Below are 15,629 nucleotides of genomic sequence, written 5' to 3' on the forward strand. Positions count from 1 at the left end.
GAAGTACATATAATAGAATGATACAGGGGAGGAGAGAGGAATAGCTGTTTTGCTTTAAGTTATTGTCCAACTCGAATACAGTTAGTTATTTATGTTAAAATATTTCGAGTGAAATCAAGCTTTTAAGGATTTCATTGAACATTAAACAAAACAAGTTAGCAACGTAGAAGGGATAACATTAACATGAAAAACGTATCAAATATAGATAAAGTAGAATCAATAAAATCTTTACAGTCAACAATTAGTAAACTTGAAAATGCCTTATCACAGATGACTCAAAAAGGATCAAATACTACTTTAGTGAAAAAAAGACTCAAAGCAGCTAGTATCGGCTTAGCTATGTTAGAAAGTGTTTGGAAGCAAGAAACTCATCATTATACTCAGGAAGATTTAGCAGAAGCTCGTAATGTTCTGATTGGTTTGCTTCCATCAATTGAAAAGATTTACGTTAAGTCAAAGCTTGGGAGTCCTCAAAGAACGCTTTTAGAAAGAAGAATAAAATCGTTTGAACTTTCTATTCAAGCAATAGACAATTATTCTAGTAAATAACTTATTTAAAGAGTCTTATTACAAAAGTGTAGCAAGACTCTTATATCATTCTATCAAAATTAAATATCCTTACTGCCACATTGCAGCAAAGGCAAAACATCTTGATCTACCTCATAATTATTCTCAAACTTCACATCTTCAAGAACATTTCATTGTCTTTAATAAAAATCCATGCATTAAGTAATCTTCAATCGCAAAAACACTCAATTATTTAATTTACGAAAATGGAATACCGCCATGTATTGCTGTAGATCATGTTAATCAGCTAGAAGAACTAACTTTTGAAAACGATATTCCTCGCATTGAAAATCAAATTTCATCTATAAATTCTAATGCAACTCAACTTCACTTTTATATGGTAGCAGGACAACTTGAAAACAAACCTCTTTTAACGGCCAATAATCACTTGTATAGAGCTTTAAAAGATAAAGGGTACAAAACCACTTATGAAGAGTTTCAAGACGGTCATGATAGCGTGTGAGGGTGAAAAAAGTTATTTGATGGATTGAAAGCTTTGAAATAGATAAAAACCACACTATAAAATAAAAAGGAGAGAAAATCTATGAATCAGGAAGAACTCGATAAAAAATTAAAGAAACAAGAGATTTTAGTAAAAGATGAAAAAGTTTGGTCGTATACGTATGAGGATCATATTAGTTCTATCGTTAAACAAGCAGAACAGAAAGGAGCTTTTGATAATTTACCTGGTAAAGGTAAACCTCTTAATCTCGATAAAGATCTTTCTTACAATCCTGAAAAGCAACTTTATAGAACTTTAGCAAATAATCATATTTTGCCTAGGTGGATTGAGCTTTCAAAAGAAATTGAAGATTTAAAAGAAAGACTAAAAGAAAATACAAATACGGCAGAAGCAGCGGAATTAATTCGAACTATCAATAAAAAGGTTTTAGAGCATAATTTACTTTGTCCGACAAGCGCGCAAAAAATGAGGGTGAAAATGGATTTTTAACGATTTTCAATTAAGCTATCGCTTACTATATAATTAAGTTAGGCATTTTCAATTCGTTACTAAAGGGAGGCAAATGTAGTGAAGAATACGTATCAACTTCAAATTCCGAAAGAACTAGAACAGTATCGTAGTATTTTAGAAGAAAGTGTGAAACCGTATGTTAAAGTGTCTGGAACATTAGCAGAGACAACGCTTTTTGAAAGTAAGTTTGGTGGTTATCCGTATTTACCTATAGATCAAGAGCATCCTAAAGACTCAAATGGACAACCTATGATGCTACTTGCGCAGTTAAACTTTGAAGAAATGCCGCATGTTGAATATATGCCTCAAAAGGGATTGTTACAGTTTTTCGTAAGTCCTGAAGAAGATCTTTTTGGAGCAGATTTTGATCATCCCACAAGCCAAAAAGACTTTCGAATTGTTTATCATTCTACAATCACAGCGGATTTAACTAAGGTGATTACTGATTTTAGTTATTTAAACACTTTACATTTAGAGAATTTTATCATACCCGAAGCAGCAAAACTAAAGTTTGAGTTGGCATATCAACCAGTAACACCAAGAGATTATCGATTTGAAATGATTTTTAGTGATAACATTGATTGGGAAGAGATTGTTGATGAAGAAAATAATATAGAATTAGGCGAACTGTATGATGATTTATGTAAAGATCAAGGACATAAAATTGGTGGATATCCATTTTTCACACAGACAGATCCTAGAGAATGGGAAGAAAAATACCAGCAACATGACATATTATTGCTGCAAATCGATACAGACGATTCATTAAATATTATGTGGGGCGATTCTGGGGTTGCTAATTTCTTTATACGTAAGGAAGAGCTGTTAAATCTAGATTTTTCCAATGTCATTTACAATTGGGATTGTTACTAGAAGATATAAATAAATTAATAGCAAACAAAAAATCTTCCTGAAGGTGAGGAGGATTTTTTATGTTAAAAATAAGCGTTATGTTAACTAGAATAAAAAACAATGAGTGTAATGAAAGGCAAGCCTAAATAACAGAAATAACAACAAATAATGTAAAGTTGTAAAACGTGTGCAAATAGCAATAAGTTCATTAAGTAAAACATAAAATAAAATTACTAATTTATATTTTGTATAGAAATAATTTTTCTGTATAAAAATTTCTTGCCGATCAAAAATGATTTGGATTCGTTAAATCTTAAGCGATTATTGAGTAAGATTTGCTGTGATGAATTTATAACAAATAAAAACGATAAAAACCGAAGAAATTTGTTTAGATAAGATTTCATATGAATCTCACTAAAAATCTCCGTTCCGTCTCATTAAGTATAGTTTACTTGGTTTTTGATACCTGTAATCGCTTTGTCTCTATAACTACCTATAATATATATTATGTTAACTAACTTCAAATTATAAACTTATTATAAATAAGTCAGCTTTTGTGATTAGCCTCCCCTCGTTCTTTTTAATCATTCTGTGTGATGGATTGTGTAGTTGTTTGTTTTATAAGTTGTTGATGAAAATGTCTCCAGATATAAATTATATTTAAGACAATAAAAAATGCAATTCGTTTTAACTGAACGCATTAAACGAATTGCATTGATATGATTACAGATAAGTTCTTAAAATTAGTTTGCTATAGCAATTGCTTCAATTTCAATTAATAAGTTATCGTTAATTAACTTTCTAACTTCGACAGCTGAACTTGCTGGTGGATTCTTAGTATCAACGTATTGATCTCGTATATCTCTAACCATGGCCATTTGAGAAATATCTGTTAGGAAAAATGTTAATTTTACTACATCATTAAATCTTAATTCCGAAGTTTCTAATGCACTTTTAATATTTTCGAAAACTTGTCGCGTTTGTGTAGCTAAATCACCAATGCCAACTATTTGACCATCAGTGTTAATCGCTACTTGTCCAGATATGTAAATTGTTCGTTTAGCGTTACTAACTTCCACTACATGTGAATATCCAAAAGTTGGTGGCATCGTTTCTGGATTGATAAATTTCTTTTGCAAGGTGTCTCTCTCCTTTTTTATCAAGAAAATTGTAAAATCTATGTATTTACTATATTCAATCAATAAAATTAAGAATCCTTTATGATTTAAAAATAAAAAACCTTAGAATAGCTATCTTCATACCTATTCTAAGGTTTTTTAGGATTTTATATTTAGTTATCGCTAGTGGACATTGTTAAATTAATCTTTTCATAATCTCTTTTAAATTGATTATCATTTTTTAGCCAACGTTTGAAAGCCGATTCGCTTATTTCTAAATTTGAACAAGTTGTAGCATTACATTTATTTTTCATATATTCTTCAAGGAAATTTTGTTTTCTTTGTTTAACGGCAGTTTGAGTTTGTTTTAATTTTCGATCTTGTAATTGATCTAAACTCAGACTTTCTCTCTGAAACACTTCATATTTTCTATGCAAATAAATATCTTTGTCTTTATAAATCCAATTTGAAAATAGTTGTATTGATTTTCTTCCAGATAAAATAACGCGATAATGTTTGTTTTGATTTAGTAAATCGGCTCGTAAATTGCGATTTTGAAGAATTTGATGTAAAGAATTCATAAAGTTATATGATCCACCTACGAAATTAACTGTATAAGTTTCATACTTGACGTAACCATCCCCATCAAAATACCCACGAACAAAATGATGCAAATATTCTTCTGGTACAAAAGGAAATTCGATGTTAAATGATTTACATGGCATAATTCCGTGTATGTTCATAAGGTCGTCTTTTATTGTTTTGCTATTAATATTTAGCATGTATACGCTTGTTTTTTTGTTTTGATAAAGTGGCTGGTTTGTTTTTAGTTCTTTTTTTATATTTTCTAAAATATAACTTTCTTTTTGAGATATACTGACACATTGATTTTCTTTCTGTATAACACCATCTGCTGCTATAAACCCTAAAATATAAGCCATATTGTTTGACCACGTTTTAAAGTAATCTTCTGTTATGTCATACTTTCTCTTCCAACTCCCTATAGCGCGCCTTGGTACGTTATTGTCTGATAAAACCATACGAATATACCTTGCAGACACATTAGCAAGCACAGCGATTTCTGAGGTGCTCTTCCCTTCAGTATACAAATGCATGATTTCAGATTTTGATAGTTTACATTTTGATTTCTTTTTTCGCTCTATGTGCACTTATATCCTCTCCTTCCTTTCTTTTATTAGAGACATATTTTCTTCTATAACATACAAAGAAACATATGTTCTTTGTTGCGTATAAGAAGGAATTTACTAAATAAAAACAATTTACATGTACTTAATATTTGTCTTAGCTGCTGCTGTGCGATTTGTACTTTATAGATACAAATAATGAATTTGACGGATTTATGAAATACAAGGCATTTTAGATGAAAGGTAAAATAATATAGTTTAAACTACAAATAGCTACAATAACAACATACGTAAATTGTTAATCGTAAAAAGGAGAACGAATGAATAAGAAATATACAAATCAAATTCATACTGATATGAGTTTTAAACCGAAAGATATTATAAGTTTAATGACGGATTACTTTAAAATAAAATCAAAGCTGCGTCCTATAAAAGGTTTGCCTATCGTTTTATCAAATAAAGATAATGAACCGTTAGAGAGTGTTACATGGTTTGGCCATTCTGCTTCTCTTTTGAAAATAGAAGGTAAAAAACTGTTATTAGACCCTATGTTTGGAGATGCCTCTTCCCCATTTCCTTTGTTTAATAGTAAACGCTATAGTGGTGTTTTTTCTTTAGAACGTGATGACCTTCAAGAAATTGATGCGATTATCATTTCTCATAATCACTATGATCATTTGAATTACAAAAGTATTATGCAGTTAAAAGATCGCGCAAAGCACTTTTATGTTCCAACTGGAGTTGCACAATATCTTATTAAATGGGGTGTTTCGCCTAGTAAAATTAGTGAGCATAATTGGTGGGACGAAATTACGTTTGATAATATTAAGTTAGTATGTGCGCCTGCAAGGCATTTCTCTGGACGAAGTATGACAGATAGAGATTGTTCATTATGGTGTTCATGGCTTATCCTTGGTCAAGAGACTAAAATTTTCTTTAGTGGCGATAGCGGTTATGCCCCTCACTTTAAGGAAATTGGTGATAAATATGGTCCATTCGATCTTACATTGATGGAATGCGGACAATATGATCCGAGGTGGTCTGCAATTCATATGTTGCCTGAAGAAACTGTACAAGCTCATATTGATGTACAAGGAGAATTACTTCTTCCGATTCATTGGGGTGCTTTTACATTAGCATTACACGAATGGAGTGATCCGATAGAGCGTGTTACGAAAGAAGCTAACCGTTTAGAAGTTAAAATTACAACGCCCCAAATTGGCGAATCTATTACGTTAAAATCTACAAACTATCCTTCAACAGCTTGGTGGAGAGAAATTTAATTATAAATAGAAAAAGAGCGAACTCTCTTATAAGGAATTCGCTCTTTTTCTGTATTTAAACTTATTTCACTATATTTGATTTCCCGCTATCTAAAATTCTATTTGCTGGTACACTGGACATTTCAATCACTGTATTCATACTTTTATCAGTTAGTTCAATGAGTTCGTTTTCGTGATTGATTTTCTGTAAATCCCACACCATTCCATGGAACTCGTTATGCTGTCCACTTACCTTTACAATACTTTTCGTTTTATTTGTAGGTTGTATTTGAAGGTTTGTAAATAGGTTACCACTAATTTCATTTGGCGTTGTTACATTACTATCCATAAAAATCATATTTACACAATCTTCGAGAGAGAAGTTCATAAAACGGTTGGCATTTATCCATGCATGTCCAGATTGTGGTTTCTTTGCTACTAATTTCACCCCAGTTTCCATGCCTACAACTTTTATATTTTCAAAATTAATAAATGAAATTTCATTTTCCTTCCCACCAGAATACAAAGAAATGCCGGTACCTTTATTCGTTTCTGTCCAATTGATAATATTTATATCTTTTATTTGTGTTTTGTGCCAAGTGTTATAATACTTATTTTTTCCGTCTAAATATATAACTTCAGAATTAAATTTAGGATCATCTATAGCTATATAAGCTCCTTCAATAGAAGCGTTTTTTTCTAATTCTAGAACTCTAAAATTACCTTCAACAACAAATTGTGTTCCATAACCAAATAATAACTTTACACCCTGTTTCACTACGATTGGTGACGTAATTTTATACTTCTTATCATCAAGCAATACTGTTTTAATTTTACTAGATTCTGCTTTATTAATAGCAGATTGTATTTTGTTTGAATCATTTTTACCTTTAAAGTCTTCTACATACACCTTATCATTTTTAGCTAAACCTTCTTTTTTGTTGTATTGATAAAAAGCAATAGTAATTAAAACGATACCTATGAGTAAAATAATTATTTTCTTCATCACACTCATCCTCATATAAATTTTCTCCTTAGCTACTCTTCGAATAATCTATGGCTTTTATATTTAGGTGATAATTATTTTGCTGTGTATGATAGATTACGATTCTTACTTTTTATAATGGAATTATATTATCTATAGAGTTGTCCTGCTTAGCTAATTCTTTATTCCTATAATCTATTAATTTATGATTAGATAAAATAAAATTATGCTCTAATATTAATTCATTGTGGAGCACTTCAACTAAAAATTTAGGTATCATCTCTCCTACACCGTAATTATAGTCACTAAGAATCCAAGAAACCTCTTTCCAATCTAAAATTCCTTCTGCGACTTTTTTTTGGAGTGTGATATGTAAATTCATGAAGTAACTCTACTAGATAAACATAAATACCGCCAGAATATGAAGAATCCTCCCATTTAATAATGCCTTTAAATTGAATTTGGTCATACGTAACTTTTATATTAGTCTCTTCCTTTATTTCACGAATCGCATTTTCTAAAGGTGTTTCTCCCTTTTCTATCTTTCCTCCTACCCCATTCCATAATCCTTTTACCGGATCATATTCTCTATTTAACATAAGTATCTCTTCATTTCTTTTTATAAAACATAAAGTGTGCTTGTACATAATGTGATTCCTTCCTCCGTTTTTAATAAGCTCTTACTGGAGATATAAGATGGATTGCTGCAGATTGCTCTCCTGCTTCAATCAATATCGGTCTCATAGAACCGCCAAAGCTTAAAGTAATCGTTTCTTCTTTTATTGCTCTTAAAGCATCAACCATAAAACGCCCATCGAAAGATATATTTAATTGTTTTTCACCTTGAATCGCATCTATTTGTTGCGTTTCGGATATTTGCCCAATTTGAGAAGCGTTTGAAGAAATTTTAATTGTAGATTCGTTTATGATTTCTAAGTTAACATTGTTATTGGCCCATTCACTTGCTAATAAACTTGATCGGTCTACACCTTGTAATATCTTTTTTCTATCTATGTTAATAATCGTTTTAAAGTCATTTGGAATAAGGTTAGAAATATTAGGATATTTCCCTTCAATTAGTCTTGAATATAATGTAGTTGTTCCAAGCGTAAATATAATATGACTCTCTGAAAGGTAAATATATACGAATTCCGAATTGCTGTTCATTAATTTTAGAAGTTCACTAATGGTTGCGCTTGGTACAATACAATTTGCTTTTACATCTGAGGAAAGTCGCGTTTCACGTATCGCTAGTCTATGTGAGTCAGTTGCAGCACAAATAAACTTATTATTAGATAACTCTATATGCACCCCAGTAAGAACAGGTCTAGATTCATTTTTTGCTACCGCAAAGACTGTTTGTTTAAATACTTCAATCAATTGCTCTGTCTCTACCTTGATTTCTGCATGATTGTCTATAAGCGGTACATTCGGAAACTCATCTGCAGGAAATCCATTTAAACTTAATGTGATTTCTTCTGATTGTATCTTAATAATTTGCTCATTCTTACTTTTTATTGCTATATCACTTGGCATTTTCTTTATTATTTCAATGAAATACTTTGCAGGTACAACAATAGTTCCTGCCTTTAAAATAGTTGCAATTTTTTCGTCTTCAATTGAAACAGGAATGAATTTTTCAATAAAAATATTCGAGTTACTTGCAATTAAAGTAATTCCAGATTGATCTGCAGTTATTTTTATACCAGATAATATAGGAATTAAAGATTTTGTTGATATCGCTTTGTTAACTTCTGAAAGTGCTTGAGTAAATTGTTTGTGATTAACGATGAACTCCATGTTTTCCCCGCCTTACATGAGATAATATTTTTATGAAGATTGATGAACGATTGTTCCGTTAAAAAAATAAGGTACTGTTTCTTTCTTTTGTAATAAATCTAGTAAATGTTCTGGTATGCGTAAATACGGTGCTGCTATATGTAATTCCATCCAAGTAATCTCTTCGATTTCTTTTGGTCTTGATATATATGTCTCCCGCCGATTATTTCGCCTAGAAAATTAAAGAAAATTGCATGATGATCTCTTTCCTCGAAAAAGGCTTCGCTGATAGAACAAATCCCTTTTACGTTTATATGTAACCCTGTTTCTTCTTTTACTTCCCGAATTACTCCTTCTTCTAAGGTTTCTCCTAATTTAACTGCGCCACCCGGTAATGTATAATAAGAACCATTTTCCCCTTTGTTTTTTACCATTAAGATCTTTTCATTAGTTTTATCGTACAAAATCGCGTATGTAACATTAACTTTTTTCATATGTACCTCCTCTATTTTTAATAAAAGGAATTTTCTGTCTTCTATCCATTCTACCATTAACTCCTTTTAATATATATAAGTTAGTTAAGTCTTGCCTTTACCGCTATTGGTGGAGTTAATAAGAATGGGCCACTGATATATAAAGAAAGAACGTATCTTAGGAAGATTATCCAAAGAACGTTCTTGAAGTTTCAGCATGAAAATTGATTAAATTAAAACTAAAATTAATAATAACCTCGCCTTGATTACATTTGTATTCCAAATACTAATGTTAACAAATTCTATATACTTTTTAGCCGTTTTTCTAAATAATAATGATTATGTCCTTTCGGATGATCTTCACTTACTCCAATTACTTTATATCCATGTTTTTTATAAAAAGCAGGTGCTTGAAAGCTAAAAGTATCTAAATTGATTAACCTACACTCTTTTTCAATTGCAAATTCTTCAATAAGTTTTATTAACTTGGTTCCATAACCTTCGTGTCTATATTCTTCAGAAACCCATAGAAAGTCAACGTGTACATGGTGCCAAAAAATTATTGCTGTTACCCCACCTACGATTTCTTCTTTTTCATTTCTTACTATGAAACTAACCTTTTCTGAAGGTGTTTTTTCTTCATCTGCGAGATATTTTTGATTATATTCAATTACTTTCTCTCTTATGTAATCACTATCTTCTTGTACCCACTGCTGTACTATTTTCATTTTAAGTGTCACGCTCCTTTTTACTTATCTATTCAATTTTATAATGATATTGTCCTGTCTTTAATGAGTTAGTAAAGAAGCAAAGTTAATGGAATAAAAAAGAGCCCTAACATGAGGACTCTTTTTAAAATTAAGCAACTTTCCGATGTAGATGTTTTAGTTCCTTTGTCTTCTCTGCAGTTGGTGGACGGATTAATATTGAAATAATGAAGGAAATAACACTTAAAACACCGATTATAATGAAAGTTGGTTGAAATCCCCCGAGTATCGCTCCAATAAATGATCCTGCAAGCGCACCAAATCCGAAACCTTGGTAGACAATGCCGTAATTTGTACTATGGTTTTTTAATCCAAAGAAATCTCCGACAATAGCTGGGAATATAGTTATATTACCACCGAAGCAAAAGGCGACACTTGCTACACAAGCAAAATAGATTCCGTAATTTAGCGGGATAAAACTTAAAGTAAAGACTGACAATCCTATAATAATAAACGTAGCAGAGACAATTTTCATTCGGCCGATTTTATCTGATAACGTCCCAAGAATGATTCTACCTACTGTATTAAAGATTGCAATCATAGCAACGGCGTTTGCAGCAGTTGCTGCGCTAAGTCCAACGAGTTGTACGCCGATATCTTTTACCATACTGATTAAATACAAACCACCCATACACGAGGTGAATAACATAAAAAATAGCAGATATACTTGTTTCGTTCGCATCATTTCACGCGGAGTATAGTCATTGTGTAATGTTTCAGTTACAGCATTACTTACAATTGCCTCACGTAAGAAGAACGATCCGATTAACACTAAAAGTAACACGATAATACCCCAATAGAAGAATGCTTGTGATACACCAAGGTTATCGATAAGATTTCCGTTTATATATCTAAAGATTAAGCTGCCCATTCCATACGCTGATACAGATATACCTGAAATAAGCCCTTTCCGATTTGGAAACCATTTAATTAAATTAGATAGTGATGTAATATAAGCTGTTCCATCCGCATAACCAACAACGACACCAGCTAATAAATATAATAGTGGTAAAGAAGAAACTTGTGAACTAAGTATTAAGCCGAGTCCTAAAACAATTCCTGCAGTAGCAATAAGTTTTCGAAGTCCTAATTTTTTCTGCAACTTTGCTGCAAATAAAGTTGAGAATGATAAAGAAAAACTTGTTATGGAGAAAGTTATCGCTACTGAATTAAGATTCCATCCAAACTTACTTACAAGGGGTTGATTAAATAAACTCCATGTATAAATTGTTCCAAGGCCAATTTGAACAATGATTGTACCTAGAACAATTAGTAACGGATTTATAGAACTTTGTTTCATACTAACTTGTCCCCTTCTTTTATCTTGACATGAATTTTCACAGTTAGTATATCCATCATAAATTACAAGATACTGTACGGAAAATGGTAATTAAGTTCATATACACAAAAAGACACTTCATAAAGAAGTGCCTTTTGCAGGTTATATCAGATATTTCTAAAGAAAGCTTTGTTAAGATAAGACATTTTCAAATGCTTATGTATATATGTTATCAAATAATTTCTTAAATGTTATGAGACTTAAGACGTATTTTTCATTCATCATATAGTCGGATGAAAAATTAATATTCGATTTCATCAAAATCTTTCGGCTGCGGTACATTTACATCTTTTATATTTTGCTTTTTATTTTTGTTCACTTTATCTTTCACTTTCAATCACCCCTTTTTGTTATAGGAGTAATTATGCCCTAATACGGTTACTAAATGTATCAGCGACTAAATTACTAAATTCACGTAAATAATATAAGTAATTATCACCGCCGTAGTTATATCTTTTATTATACATTTTTGCAACAACTACATTATATTCAGGTATTACTAAAATAGTCGGCCCAGTAATCCCTAATATTTGATACGACCCTTTTGGAATACGTTCACCAAGTTCGCTTAATTGTGCAGGCTCATTTTGGATGAACCAAAACACCCCATTTTGTGGTAGCTCTTTGTTTATAAATGTTGGACTCTGCAAACTCGTAGCAATTTTTATAACTTCTTTTGGAACGATTTGTTTATCATGTATCATGCCTTGATTTAGATGAAGATTGCCCCACTGCGCAAATTCTCTAGCTGAGACAAATAGATTTTTTTCAGTACCATCATTTACTGTACCAATTCCACTTATCGGGTCTTCATTTGGATTATTAATAATTTCAACCAAATTTTCATCTTGCTGTATTCTCCATCCTGTTTCTTGAAATTTAGCAGGTTTAAAAACACGCTCTTTTAACAATTCAGGAAAACTTTTGTTATATAGCTGATAAATAAGACGTGTCATCATTCTTACATTAATATCTCTATACGCCCATGATTGTCCCGGTTCAAATTCACGAAAAATTGTCCCGTCATTCGTTTCTTCTAATCCGTGCGAATGTGTTACTAAATGTCTTATCGTCGTTTTACCAAGCAATACAGGATCAAAGTCTTTAAAATATTTTATCGCTTCATCATCAATAGAGTTTATTTTCCCCTCATAAAGCGCATACGCTATTATTAATCCTAAATAACTTTTTCTAGCAGAAGCAACGTTAAATTGTGAAGGTGCTGTTACTTTCTTGCTTGTAGATGTATTTGAGTGATAACCACTATAATGCTCTAGCACGATTTTATTATCTTTTATAATACAAAGTGCTGCAGCAGAACTTTGATTTTTTTCTTTTATATTTTCTACCCAAGAAATCAACTTTTCGTATGTATACAAATAAATCCCCCTTAACACTAATACAAAATTACAGCATGAAAGAAAAGTATAAACAGTATTTACACCTTTCTTTCATATAAAATATTAATGATGTACTATATTTAAATAACCCACCAGTTCCAGCAATTAAAGCAACCAAAACAACCAGCGCAACCTACGCAACGTCCACCACAGCCACCACATCTACCGCCGCCACAACCGCCACAGCGTCCACCACAACCTCCGCATCCTCCGCAACGACGTGCATCGTCTTGAATGTAGTAGTATGGATATTGACTTTGTTGTTGATCCCAATACACAACATTACCAGTTTGATAATCATTAAGATTTAATGTTTGTAGTTCATGTTGAAACTGATTCATTAAGAACCCCTCCATTTATAAATATAAATTCCGCCCAAATATTAAAGTTAATAAATTCTTGTGAACAAAGTAGAAACAAGACTATAGACTAAATGCGTACATCAACAAAATATGAACTTACACTAGGTGATGTACCTTGTTTTTCAGCCTATTTTCTTTATATTCATTCGATGGACGTATTTACTATAAATAAAGTGATTTAAAAATTACTAATCCAACAATTTAGTAGTTCATCACTTAACTTTCTTTCTAGTAATTCCTTCACTAAAGGCATTGGCATGATTTCATAATGATTTAAGGCTTCTTTATTACAATCTATCCATTGAAATGCTAAATGAGACTCGCTAGATTTCGGTGGTAAGTCCGTATGTAAATCTTGTGACTCTACTTCAAAAATGTGGTTAATTTCATGATGAAGCACTTCTTTATCTTGCCATTGATTTTCTATGACTCCTAAAAATTGTTGTATACTACAGTTTACTCCAAGTTCTTCTCTTAACTCTCTTATTAATGCATTCTCTGCTGATTCTCCAATTTCAACATGGCCACCAGGTAAAAAATAATGATGGCCAATATATTCAGCAACTAATAATTTTTCATCTTTTATCATGACTGCTCGTACAATATGATGAAATTTACTTTTCAATTGATATTCCTCCTAGTTATTCAATGTATAGTTGCTCAAAATAGTCATTTAGTATTGGTATAATATAAATCATAGGTGTTTCATACGGATGAATATCATTAATAACTTCAAGAGCATCTTTTACAAGTTCTCGTTTACACTTTATTTCAACTTTACATTCTTGCCCTTCGCATATTCGACCAATTTCTCCATTAAAAGGAGATGCCTCGTCTAACGGTCTCCAATATCCTTTCACTGAACTATAGGAAAGACAATGGTCATATTCGCCCGTTTTACATGCTCCAATTTTATTTAATTCATCCCTTAATGTTTCAATATATTCTTCAGGAATGAACACTTCAATTTTCACTTCAGTAAATTGCATATTTCATTTCACGCCTTTACTTCCTAATAGTTAAACAAATAAACGATATACTTGCTCGCCATCATACTCCTGTTCTAATGATTTGAAACTGTATCGTTCATATAGTTTCTTTGCAGAGATATTATCTTTATGTACGGTTAATCTAATTTCTTTACACGATTTAAAAGTATTTTTTATTATATTAATACTTTCTTGTAATGCTGCTTTTCCATATCCATTACCTTGCTGCTTTTGATCAATAATAAATCCGTTAATCCAATACATATCTGATGTCTTTCTTACAACTGCATGCATTACAAAACCAACCATAAGGTCACCAACGTATATAGCGAATGGTATGTACTCTACATTGTCACCATCTGGTTTTATATATACTTTAGCAAGCGAAACTGCTACGGATGGAACAAATTTCAACTGATTTTCTTTAACTTGTAGCTTTAATGCTTCTTCCCAATTTTCTCTCGTAACAACCTTTAACTGGACATTCAATATTGTAAGCTCCTTTATCTAGAGGGATGTATTTTTATATTCAACGCATTGAAATAATTCCCTTTTTCGACAACAACTTATAACATGATTTTTATAAAATCTTGAATGAATTTTTGTTCATCTATTTCTAATGCTATATGGGCCCCTTCAGGTATAGAGCTAGGGCGGAAATCAGCAAATGTTTGTCCTTTCGTATCTCCGTATGTATCTACATTTACTGTACGATGCACAAATTCAAAAAAACTTGGATTTACTAATCCACTTATTGCAACCACATCATGTAGCAAAGGTCCTTCGATAGATGGATTAAGTTTTTGGTATGCAGATAAATAGTAGTCATACATTGGTTTCATTATCATATGAAATGGATTCTTTGTATTAGCTTGAATATAGCTAAATACATTTGGTGTTAACACAGCTTTGTTTGTTACATTTAAAGGGAATATTAATAAATTCTTTGCTTGATGGAAAACAATTTTACTTGCTATAGGATCTCCATACACATTTGCCTCTGCTAACGGCGTAACGTTTCCTACTTCTAAAAAAACACCACCCATGAAATATATTGCTTTTACATCTAGCATTAAATCATTCCATAAATTAAAAGCAATTGCTAACGAGGTAGATCTTCCTACATCAACAATCGTTAAATCTTTTCCGTACTTTACAAGAATCGCAGCGATACTACCAAAATTGTATATTGGAATAGATAATACGCTTTCTGGAACATGGATGGGCCCTAATCCTTCTGCTCCGTGAATTTCAGGGTAGTACGTAGTAATTTCTTCTGTAAGTGGTTTTGTTGCACCACTAATGACAGGAATGTCTTGTCTATTTGCTAACTGTAAAATATACGCTGCATTATGTGCAGCATGTATATGCTCAACATTTCCGTATCCAGTTACAATACCTACAATTTCAATTTCGGGATGCAGTAAACCATACATAATGGCAAATGAGTCATCAATACCTGGGTCTCCGAAAAATAATACTTTTTCCAAGAAATACTCTCCCCTCATAAAAACATAGAGTCATCAATAACTATGTATATGAAAAAAGCAAGTATATCTATGCGAATTTTAGAATGGATAATGTTTTACAAAATATTAAAAAGGAACTAGCGTATGCT

At 31.6% G+C, this 15,629-nt stretch carries 16 protein-coding genes and 3 pseudogenes; 5 read left to right on the plus strand and 14 right to left on the minus strand.

Going from position 1 to position 15,629, the window contains the following annotated elements; translation table 11 throughout:
* Positions 1-183: 183 nt before the first annotated feature.
* The 4 genes and pseudogenes from MR160_RS04285 (at position 184) to MR160_RS04300 (ending at position 2,413) form a co-directional block, all read left to right on the plus strand.
* On the plus strand, positions 184-549 hold the full coding sequence (locus MR160_RS04285; RefSeq protein WP_000800304.1) for a hypothetical protein: 366 nt from the start codon (positions 184-186) through the stop codon (positions 547-549).
* Positions 550-658: 109 nt separating this feature from the next.
* Positions 659-1,072: pseudogene (locus MR160_RS35275) on the plus strand (hypothetical protein); the annotation flags it as partial.
* A gap of 39 nt (positions 1,073-1,111) precedes the next feature.
* Complete coding sequence (locus MR160_RS35280) at positions 1,112-1,519, plus strand: DnaJ family domain-containing protein (protein WP_001070924.1); 408 nt, start codon at positions 1,112-1,114, stop codon at positions 1,517-1,519.
* A gap of 78 nt (positions 1,520-1,597) precedes the next feature.
* Complete coding sequence (locus tag MR160_RS04300) at positions 1,598-2,413, plus strand: YwqG family protein (RefSeq protein ID WP_000799798.1); 816 nt, start codon at positions 1,598-1,600, stop codon at positions 2,411-2,413.
* 722 nt (positions 2,414-3,135) lie between these two features.
* Here MR160_RS04300 and MR160_RS04305 read toward each other — a convergent pair.
* Together MR160_RS04305 and MR160_RS04310 are read right to left on the minus strand one after the other, a co-directional pair.
* The gene (locus tag MR160_RS04305; protein ID WP_001169706.1) at positions 3,136-3,531 is read right to left on the minus strand and encodes a RidA family protein; all 396 of its coding nucleotides are present in this window, start codon (positions 3,529-3,531) and stop codon (positions 3,136-3,138) included.
* A 152-nt stretch (positions 3,532-3,683) separates the two neighbouring features.
* On the minus strand, positions 3,684-4,679 hold the full coding sequence (locus tag MR160_RS04310) for an LAGLIDADG family homing endonuclease (RefSeq protein ID WP_086398310.1): 996 nt from the start codon (positions 4,677-4,679) through the stop codon (positions 3,684-3,686).
* A gap of 296 nt (positions 4,680-4,975) precedes the next feature.
* Here MR160_RS04310 and MR160_RS04315 point away from each other — a divergent pair, with 296 nt between their 5' ends.
* Complete coding sequence (locus MR160_RS04315) at positions 4,976-5,938, plus strand: MBL fold metallo-hydrolase (RefSeq protein ID WP_001037075.1); 963 nt, start codon at positions 4,976-4,978, stop codon at positions 5,936-5,938.
* Positions 5,939-5,999: 61 nt separating this feature from the next.
* On the opposite strand, the gene MR160_RS04320 is transcribed toward MR160_RS04315, so the two are convergent.
* The 12 genes and pseudogenes from MR160_RS04320 to MR160_RS04375 all read right to left on the minus strand — a co-directional run bounded on the left by MR160_RS04320 (position 6,000) and on the right by MR160_RS04375 (position 15,501).
* Positions 6,000-6,938, minus strand: a complete 939-nt coding sequence (locus MR160_RS04320) for a hypothetical protein (RefSeq protein WP_001242971.1) — start codon at positions 6,936-6,938, stop codon at positions 6,000-6,002.
* A 97-nt stretch (positions 6,939-7,035) separates the two neighbouring features.
* Positions 7,036-7,549, minus strand: a pseudogene (locus MR160_RS04325) (NUDIX hydrolase).
* A 22-nt stretch (positions 7,550-7,571) separates the two neighbouring features.
* Complete coding sequence (gene dnaN / locus MR160_RS04330; RefSeq protein ID WP_000394477.1) at positions 7,572-8,702, minus strand: DNA polymerase III subunit beta; 1,131 nt, start codon at positions 8,700-8,702, stop codon at positions 7,572-7,574.
* Between the two features lie 30 nt (positions 8,703-8,732).
* Positions 8,733-9,175: pseudogene (locus MR160_RS04335) on the minus strand (NUDIX hydrolase).
* Between the two features lie 281 nt (positions 9,176-9,456).
* Positions 9,457-9,882: a GNAT family N-acetyltransferase gene (locus MR160_RS04340; protein ID WP_000706901.1), complete on the minus strand. Its 426-nt coding sequence runs from the start codon at positions 9,880-9,882 to the stop codon at positions 9,457-9,459.
* A gap of 130 nt (positions 9,883-10,012) precedes the next feature.
* Positions 10,013-11,221 (minus strand): L-lactate MFS transporter, encoded by a 1,209-nt coding sequence (locus MR160_RS04345; RefSeq protein WP_242297089.1) that lies wholly within the window; start codon positions 11,219-11,221, stop codon positions 10,013-10,015.
* 401 nt (positions 11,222-11,622) lie between these two features.
* On the minus strand, positions 11,623-12,639 hold the full coding sequence (locus tag MR160_RS04350) for a serine hydrolase domain-containing protein (protein WP_000288927.1): 1,017 nt from the start codon (positions 12,637-12,639) through the stop codon (positions 11,623-11,625).
* A gap of 101 nt (positions 12,640-12,740) precedes the next feature.
* Positions 12,741-13,001 (minus strand): heterocycloanthracin/sonorensin family bacteriocin, encoded by a 261-nt coding sequence (locus MR160_RS04355; protein ID WP_001071343.1) that lies wholly within the window; start codon positions 12,999-13,001, stop codon positions 12,741-12,743.
* Positions 13,002-13,200: 199 nt separating this feature from the next.
* A complete protein-coding gene (locus MR160_RS04360) occupies positions 13,201-13,647 on the minus strand; it encodes an NUDIX domain-containing protein (RefSeq protein ID WP_000836826.1) in 447 nt (148 codons plus the stop codon).
* A gap of 16 nt (positions 13,648-13,663) precedes the next feature.
* On the minus strand, positions 13,664-14,011 hold the full coding sequence (gene cutA / locus MR160_RS04365; protein ID WP_001160789.1) for a divalent cation tolerance protein CutA: 348 nt from the start codon (positions 14,009-14,011) through the stop codon (positions 13,664-13,666).
* A 30-nt stretch (positions 14,012-14,041) separates the two neighbouring features.
* On the minus strand, positions 14,042-14,500 hold the full coding sequence (locus tag MR160_RS04370) for a GNAT family N-acetyltransferase (protein ID WP_001102680.1): 459 nt from the start codon (positions 14,498-14,500) through the stop codon (positions 14,042-14,044).
* 77 nt (positions 14,501-14,577) lie between these two features.
* Positions 14,578-15,501: a nucleoside hydrolase gene (locus MR160_RS04375; RefSeq protein WP_000416781.1), complete on the minus strand. Its 924-nt coding sequence runs from the start codon at positions 15,499-15,501 to the stop codon at positions 14,578-14,580.
* Positions 15,502-15,629 lie beyond the last annotated feature (128 nt).

It is taken from the genome of Bacillus cereus group sp. BfR-BA-01382, from assembly GCF_022663475.1.
Classification (GTDB): domain Bacteria; phylum Bacillota; class Bacilli; order Bacillales; family Bacillaceae_G; genus Bacillus_A; species Bacillus_A thuringiensis_S.

Excerpts from the sequence above, each read along its gene's own strand:
- MR160_RS04285 (WP_000800304.1), top strand. The coding sequence starts at position 184 with ATGAAAAACGTATCAAATATAGATAAAGTAGAATCAATAAAATCTTTA.
- MR160_RS35280 (WP_001070924.1), top strand. The coding sequence starts at position 1,112 with ATGAATCAGGAAGAACTCGATAAAAAATTAAAGAAACAAGAGATTTTA.
- MR160_RS04315 (WP_001037075.1), top strand. The coding sequence starts at position 4,976 with ATGAATAAGAAATATACAAATCAAATTCATACTGATATGAGTTTTAAA.
- MR160_RS04320 (WP_001242971.1), bottom strand. The coding sequence starts at position 6,938 with ATGAGGATGAGTGTGATGAAGAAAATAATTATTTTACTCATAGGTATC.
- dnaN (WP_000394477.1), bottom strand. The coding sequence starts at position 8,702 with ATGGAGTTCATCGTTAATCACAAACAATTTACTCAAGCACTTTCAGAA.
- MR160_RS04340 (WP_000706901.1), bottom strand. The coding sequence starts at position 9,882 with ATGAAAATAGTACAGCAGTGGGTACAAGAAGATAGTGATTACATAAGA.
- MR160_RS04345 (WP_242297089.1), bottom strand. The coding sequence starts at position 11,221 with ATGAAACAAAGTTCTATAAATCCGTTACTAATTGTTCTAGGTACAATC.
- MR160_RS04355 (WP_001071343.1), bottom strand. The coding sequence starts at position 13,001 with ATGAATCAGTTTCAACATGAACTACAAACATTAAATCTTAATGATTAT.
- cutA (WP_001160789.1), bottom strand. The coding sequence starts at position 14,011 with ATGCAATTTACTGAAGTGAAAATTGAAGTGTTCATTCCTGAAGAATAT.